This window comes from Methanobrevibacter filiformis, assembly GCF_001639265.1.
Taxonomy (GTDB): Archaea; Methanobacteriota; Methanobacteria; order Methanobacteriales; family Methanobacteriaceae; genus Methanacia; species Methanacia filiformis.
On the sequence record NZ_LWMT01000031.1, the window covers coordinates 1 to 7,306 of the forward strand.

General features: G+C 24.6%; 3 protein-coding genes. All 3 read left to right on the forward strand.

The window, feature by feature from the left end; all coding sequences use genetic code 11:
- Positions 1-840: 840 nt before the first annotated feature.
- The 3 genes from MBFIL_RS01225 to MBFIL_RS01235 all read left to right on the forward strand — a co-directional run bounded on the left by MBFIL_RS01225 (position 841) and on the right by MBFIL_RS01235 (position 6,966).
- Positions 841-3,261, forward strand: coding sequence for a glycosyltransferase (locus tag MBFIL_RS01225; RefSeq protein ID WP_066970683.1), 2,421 nt, complete (start codon positions 841-843; stop codon positions 3,259-3,261).
- Positions 3,262-3,630: 369 nt separating this feature from the next.
- Entirely contained in the window at positions 3,631-5,907 is a 2,277-nt protein-coding gene (locus MBFIL_RS01230) for a polysaccharide pyruvyl transferase family protein (RefSeq protein ID WP_084266249.1), read from the forward strand.
- A gap of 93 nt (positions 5,908-6,000) precedes the next feature.
- Positions 6,001-6,966: an NAD(P)H-dependent glycerol-3-phosphate dehydrogenase gene (locus tag MBFIL_RS01235; RefSeq protein ID WP_169805486.1), complete on the forward strand. Its 966-nt coding sequence runs from the start codon at positions 6,001-6,003 to the stop codon at positions 6,964-6,966.
- Positions 6,967-7,306 lie beyond the last annotated feature (340 nt).

A 7,306-nucleotide genomic window follows, 5' to 3' on the forward strand; every position in this document is an offset into this window, starting at 1 on the left:
CAAACATCCTTACACTAAAATCACCCAAACACTAGACCAAAAATAGAAAAAAACAACAGAAAAAACAAATCAAAAGAAAAACAATCAAATAAAATCTTCAAATCATAAAAAACACATTTAAAAAGTTCAAAACTAAAACACAAAAAATAGACCAAAAAACTAAAACAAAAACTAAAAAACATCTAAAACCATATCCAACAATCATAAACCTTTATTTTAATCATGGATAATCTCCAATAAATAACCAACAACAATTTGAACATATCACAATATCCATTTATTTAAATTTTTGACAAAGATTTTATATATTTATAATAACATATATTAAAGATTAATATCTAGTGAAAATATTCAAAAACCTATATTAATCATTATTTTTTCAATCAATACTCTTTAATATTTCTTTATTTGCATGACTAATCTTCTGAAAAATATTTAAAGTTTAAAGTATTATTTTTTAAAATAGAAAATAGGTTTTTGGAAGTTCTATAGCTTTAATTTGATATATAACTTCCTAATCATTAGAATTGTAACTATTTTAACATAGTTAGATTTACTAGAATTATAAAATTATATAGATATTTTATATATTAAATTAAAATATTGTTTTTTGTATTAGTACATTGCTCAAAAAATGTGACTTATAATCATTTTAATTTTCATGAAAAATATGATGGAAAATACTTTAAATTGAATTTAAAGGTTTTTTAGGTGATATTTCTGAACATTTAAATTTGCTACATATGTTACAAAGCTTTTGGAATATACTATATCAACTTTTAATATTATTTAATATCATGTCTCATTTAATTCATTAGATCTGTTAGTGGTGCTCAGTTTATGAAGAAATTCTATATTAAATCCAAACGATTATTTAAAAAATTAAAACGTGAAACACATAATGTTATAAAAGATAGTATTTTAATTAGATATTATAACAACCTAGAAATTGATGAAAAATTAATAGTAGTAGAATCTAAAAATGGGAAGGATATTGGAGGTAATATATTCTATCTTTTAAAAGAACTATCTGATGAAAGATTTAAGGACTTTAAAGTTGTTCTACCTATTAGAAAAAATAATCTTAAAAATATAGATAAATTTTTTTTAAACCATAATATCTCTAATATTGAATTTTGTGAAGTTGGAACTTTAAAATATTATAAATATCTCTTTAGTGGGAAGTACTTATTTAATGACTCAACATTTCCATCTTCCTTTATTAAAAAAGACTCTCAAATTTATGTAAATTTGTGGCATGGAACTCCTCTTAAAAAATTGGGGAGAGATGTCCCGAGAAGAGCCTACGCTTTAGGAAATGTTCAAAAAAACTTTATAATGGCTGATTATTTGCTGTATCCAAGTCAATACATGGAAAAACACATGATTGATGCATACATGCTAAGAAATCTCACTAATGCAAAAATTCTAAATATGGGATATCCTCGTAATTCCATATTTTTAAATGATGAAGCTCGGAAAAGTCTAAAATTTAAATTAGGATTAGAAAATAAAGAAATTATTGTATATATGCCCACATATAGAGGAGCACTTACAGAATTAAAATCACAAGAATTCACTGAAGAATTAAAGAGTTATCTTTCAGCAATAGATTCATTGCTTCATAATAATCAAATATTTTATGTTAAATTGCACCCATTTGTAAAATACTCCATAAACTGTGAGATTTATAATCATATTAAAGTTTTTCCAGAATTTTATGAAACTTATGAGTTCTTAAATATTGCAGATACTTTGATAACTGATTATTCTAGCATATTTTTTGATTTTGCAGTAACAAGAAATAAAATAATTTTATTCCCTTATGATGAATCAAAATATAGTGAAGAACATGGGCTTTATATGGATTTAGAGGACCTGCCATTTCCTAAAGTTTATAACCCTCAAGATTTGATCAATGAGATAAATTCTGAAAAAAATTATAATGATGATGAATTCATTGAAAAATTCTGTTCATATGAAGATATTGATTCTCCTAAATACCTTTGTGATTTTATAATATCTAACAAAAAAGACGATAAAGTTCATATAAAAGAAATTAAACATAATGGTAAAGAAAATGTACTTTTTTATTCTGGAAATTTAGCTAAAAATGGTATAACTAGTTCTATGTTTAGTTTACTTGAAAATATAGATTTAGATAAACGAAATTACTTCTTGTCTTTTAGGATGAAAAAAACTAGAAGATACTCACTAACAGTTTCAGAACTTACAAGAGAAGTAGATTACATTCCAATTAATGATAAGAACAATTATAACTTTTTAGAGGCATTAGCATATTTTACATATTATAAACTTAATAAATCAAACTCAGCTATAGTGAAACAATTAGATAAATCTTTTAAAAGGAATATAAAGAAGCATTATTACAACACAAAATTTGACATGGTGGTTCATTTTACAGGTTATGAACAAGCTATAACTTCTCTTTTAAGAAGATTTGATACTAAAAGAGTTATTTATGCACATAATGATTTAGTTGAAGAACTAAATACTAAAAAAAATCAACATTTCTTAACATTAAAAGATGCATACAATGATTATGATAAAATAGCTATTGTTAGTGAAGATCTTAAAGAACCAACTTTAAAGATTAAAGGAAATATGGATAATGTTTATGTTGTTGAAAATTTCATTTCTGATGAATCAATTTTAGAAAAATCTAAGCTCCCTATTCATTTTGACGAAATTACTAAATCAAATGTTGAGTTAGATGAATTAAAAGATATACTAAATAGTAACTCCCATAAATTTATTACAATAGGTAGATTTTCTCATGAAAAAGGACATTTAAGACTTTTAAAGGTTTTCAATGAATATTATAAAAGAAATAAAGATGTATATCTTATAATTATTGGAGGATATGGTAGATTGTATAGAAAAACTCTTGAATATGCAGAGAGTTTAGAATGCTATTCTAGGGTAGTAATAATAAATTATATGTCCAATCCATTTCCAATATTAAAATCTTGTGATTTATTTATTTTATCTTCCTTTTATGAGGGTTTAGGATTAGTTCTTTTGGAAGCAGATATATTAGGAATTAAAGTTTTTTCAACTGATATAAAAGGTCCTAAAACATTCATGGAAAAATATAATGGTTTGCTAGTGGAAAATTCTGAAAACGGTATCTGTAAAGGTATAAATGATTATTTTGAAGGCAGAATTTCTAAACTTAACATAGATTACAAAGAATATAATCAAAATATACATGATCAATTTGAAGAATTGTTTAAATGATGCAACTAATTACTGATAATCATTTAAGAAAAATAGTCTTAACATTTATTTGAGATTAATTTAAAAGTAAAAATAAAGAATTTTTTTAGAAATTTTTTTATTAAATTCATGACACATATTTAATAAAAACATTTAATGTGCTTAAAGTGATTATTTAGGAAATATCATGCGACGAAACTTAATTTATTAAGTTAGAAAATCTTTGATTTTCTTAAACTTTTATTTCGTGACTGAAATTTAGAGAAATCTTTGATTTTTCGTTTTTAAAAGTTTGTTAAACAAGTTTAAAATAACAATTAAACGTTTAATTTGATAGCAATGGAATTAACTAGCTATAGCTCAAGATTATTTAATATAGGGATTAAATAAATGAAATGTGATAGTATGAATGTTGGGATAATAACTTTTAGTTCAGCTCATAATTATGGAGCAATGTTACAAACATATGCACTTCAAAAAACTATTAAAAAAATGGGATTTGAAGTTAAGATTATTAACTTTCGACCTAACGTGATTGATAATGTATACAATCCATTTCGTAGAAAAAGAAGAGGGTATTTAGATTTTAAATTTTATAAACATAGGATAGGGTTACATACAAAAAATAGGTTTAAGATAAGGAAATTTGAAAATTTTGAAGAGTTTATGAAAGATAATTTTAACCTTACAGATACTTATAAAACTTTTCATGAAATAGTTGATGCTAACTTAGAGTTTGACTTTTTTATAACTGGAAGTGATCAAGTATGGAATCATGCTATAACAAAAGGTTTAAATCCTGCTTATTTTTTAAAATTCGCTCCAGATAATTCTAAAAAAATTAGTTATGGTGTTAGTATAGGTTCTGATAATGTAGATATTTATGATATTCCATTGTTTAAACATTATCTTCAAAACCTAGATGATATCTCGATTAGAGAGAAATCGTCTCTTAAATCACTAAGTGAATGTAGCGATAAAGATATTGATATTGTAATTGATCCAACACTACTTTTAGAGAGAAAATATTATGATGATTTAAAAGTTGATATGGATTTAAAAGATAAAGAGTATATTTTTGTATATACCTTAGAAAATAATGAAGAAATAATAAAAATAGCTCAAGAAATATCTGAAAAAGAAGGTTTACCTATAATTTTTAACAGACCCTATAAAAAATTTGAAGATCAGCTTCGATCTGTACCATTTATAGGTCCTAAAGAATTTTTAGGAGTCCTTAAGAATGCAAAATATGTAGTTACAAATTCTTTTCATGGGGTTGTTTTCTCAATTATATATAATAAAACCTTTGTAACTGTTCCAAATACTAAAACTCCTCAAAGAGTAGAAGAATTAATCGGGAGTTTAGGACTTGAACAAGTATTATTCTATAATTATGATGAATTTAAAGATATAAATAATATAAAAATAGATTATGCTAATGTAGAGTCAAAATTAAAAGTTTTAAAGGATAAGTCACTAGAATTTCTAGAAAAATCTTTAATTAAAAAAGAAAAGGCTAATATTAATTTAAACCTTAGCTATCTAGATGACAATGATAAATTTAAATGTTATGGTTGTTATGCATGTAAAGAAATTTGTCCTGACAATGCTATAGAAATGATAACTGATAATGAAGGATTTGTTTATCCAAAAATTAATGAAAACCTTTGTGGACATTGTAATATCTGCAGAAAAATCTGTATCTATTCAAATGATACACTTATGGAAAAGAACACCAATATTCAAAAAGTCTTTGCAGGATATAATAAATATTCTAATAATCGTGCTTATGCATCATCAGGAGGACTATTCCTGTCTTTGTCAAAAAATATAATTTCCAGTGGAGGTTATGTTGTTGGTGCAAAATATACTGATGATATGGAAGTGAAACATGATATTGTAAAAAATTTGGAAGAATCTAAGGATTTTAGTGGTTCTAAATATGTTAAAAGTGATATATCTGATTTATTTCCTAAAATAAAAGACTTACTAGATAAAGGCAAAGTGGTTATGTTTACAGGTGTTCCTTGTCAAGTAGCAGGTTTAAAATCTTATTTGAATAAGTATCATGATAATTTATATTTAGTTGAAATATTATGTCATTCTAACCCTTCTCCTAAAGTGTTTAAAAAGTATATATCTTACTTAGAAGATAAGTTTAATGATAAGGTTATTGATTTTAAATTTAAAGACAAAACAATGGGTTGGAATAATCCTTCCGTTCTTATTAAATTTAGAAGTGGAAAAACAATAAGGGAAAATGGTAGATATAACAATTACAATAGAGGATTTCAAACAAGTCTATTTCCAAGACCTTGTTGCTCGGAATGTGAGTTTGTATATGAAAACAGACCTGGAGATATAACTATTGCCGACTTCTGGGGTATTGAAAAGTATGAGGAGTCAATGAAAGATGATCTTGGTGTTTCTCTAATAATAACAAACACTTCAAAAGGTAACTCGCTATTCAATGAAATTAAACCTCAATTAAAACTAAAAGAAGAAAATATGGAAAAAGCTTTTGCTAATAATCATAAACATTCTATTGTTTTAAATCGTAGAAGAACAGAATTCTTCTTAAAATTAGATGAAGAACCTATTGATGAATTGCTTTATTCCTTTAATAATATTAAGCAGAGATATAAAAAACATTCAAAAAAATAATTAGATGTAATAATAAAATAAAAAATAATAGAAGTAGTAATAATAATAGAATAGGTTAATAACATCGGAAAGTTTGTTAAAGGAATGATAATCATGAAAGTAGGAATAATGGGAGCAGGGAATTTTGGAACTGCAATTTCTCAAATAATATCCCAAAATGTTGAGGAAGTTATATTATATTCAAGAAGGGAAGAAGTTGCTAAAACAATAAGAGAACATAACTATAACTTAGACTATTTCCCTAACACTAAATTAAATAAAAATATTCATGCTACTTCACAATTAGATGATTTAAAAGATTGTAATATTATTTTAATATCTGTACCATCATCAGTTTTTAGGCAAACACTTGAAGAAATGAAAAATAAGAATATAAATGATTTTATTTTAATCACTGCTTCAAAAGGAATAGAATCATCATTAAAAACTATGGGGGAAATAATTCAAGAATATTACGATGAAAATTATGTGGTATTATCTGGACCTAATTTTGCATCTGAAATCATCTTGAACTTACCAACTGCTACTAGTATAGCATCAAGAAATGAAGAAAATCTTAAAATTGTTAAAGAAGTGCTAGAAACTAAAGAATTTAAGGTAGAGATCATTGAAGATATAGATGGTATAGAATATTGTGGAATAATTAAAAATATAAATGCTATAGCTTATGGTATCTGTGAAGGCATGAATATAAATGAAAATGCAAGATTTGCTATTCTTAATAAGGGATTCAATGAATCTAAAGAATTTATTTCTAAAATTGGAGGGAAAAAATCTACATTAGATAATCTTTGTGGTTTTGGGGATTTTGTTCTTACCTCAATATCACAGGAAAGTAGAAATCATACACTTGGAATGTTATATGGTCAGAAACTAATTATTGATGAAAAATCTTCTGGAGTTGTTTTTGAAGGTAAAAATTCTATAATGGCCATTAAAAAGATTCATGATAACTATTCTATGAATAGTGCTATTGTAGACTTCGTATATGATGTTGTAGTTAATCAAAAATCTCCTAAACTAGCATTTAATGATTTATGGAGTGAAATTTGTAAATAGATTAGTTTAAATACTATTATTAAACAAAAGGATTTTATTATTACAATTGTCATAATTATAGTACTAGGTATAAAATATTTGAACTAATGTCTTTAATAATTCTCCATTACAGTAATGCAGTGTTTAAATAAACACTTAAAACCATAATTTGAATTAATTATTTTTAAAAGCACTGTTCATTAAATATGTAATCCTATTTTTTTTAAACTTAAATTGGCTGTGCAATAATTAATTTTTCAGTTGATGGATGACAGTGAATTTTCTTAGTTGTGGTTAGATTGTAAATTATTTTTTGTAGTTTTTTTTATTTGTTGTCTATGTTTTTCATTGAATATCTATT

Bases quoted from the DNA above. Each gene is read 5' to 3' on its own strand.
- MBFIL_RS01235 (WP_169805486.1), top strand. From the start codon at position 6,001: ATGAAAGTAGGAATAATGGGAGCAGGGAATTTTGGAACTGCAATTTCT.
- MBFIL_RS01230 (WP_084266249.1), top strand. From the start codon at position 3,631: ATGAAATGTGATAGTATGAATGTTGGGATAATAACTTTTAGTTCAGCT.
- MBFIL_RS01225 (WP_066970683.1), top strand. From the start codon at position 841: ATGAAGAAATTCTATATTAAATCCAAACGATTATTTAAAAAATTAAAA.